1 pseudogene is annotated in these 507 nt (G+C 62.7%); it reads left to right on the forward strand.

The features are described from left to right. Positions 1-507 (forward strand): annotated as a pseudogene (locus RCCGE510_RS32855) (conjugal transfer protein TrbE); the annotation flags it as partial.

Here is a 507-nt window from a genome sequence, read left to right on the forward strand (position 1 = left end):
GGGGCTCGCCGGCGCTTTCCTTCTGCCCGCTTTCGGAACTTTCGACCGATGGCGATCGCGCCTGGGCGTCGGAGTGGCTGGAAACACTGGTCGGGCTGCAGGGCGTCACCGTCACGCCGGATCATCGCAATGCGATCTCCAAGCAAATCGCGTTGATGGCGCAGTCGCGCGGCCGGTCGCTCTCGGATTTCGTCAGCGGCGTGCAGATGCGCGAGATCAAGGACGCGCTGCATCATTACACCGTCGATGGGCCGATGGGTCAGCTTCTCGATGCCGAAGAGGACGGCCTGACGCTTGGCGCCTTCCAGTGCTTCGAGGTCGAGGAACTGATGAACATGGGCGAGCGCAACCTCGTGCCGGTTCTCACCTATCTCTTTCGTCGGGTCGAGAAGCGGCTGACCGGCGCGCCCAGCCTCATCATCCTCGACGAAGCCTGGCTCATGCTCGGCCACCCTCTGTTTCGCGACAAGATCCGCGAATGGCTGAAGGTTCTGCGCAAAGCCAATT

It is taken from the genome of Rhizobium sp. CCGE 510 (genome assembly GCF_000292525.1).
In the GTDB taxonomy this organism is placed as follows: Bacteria; Pseudomonadota; Alphaproteobacteria; order Rhizobiales; family Rhizobiaceae; genus Rhizobium.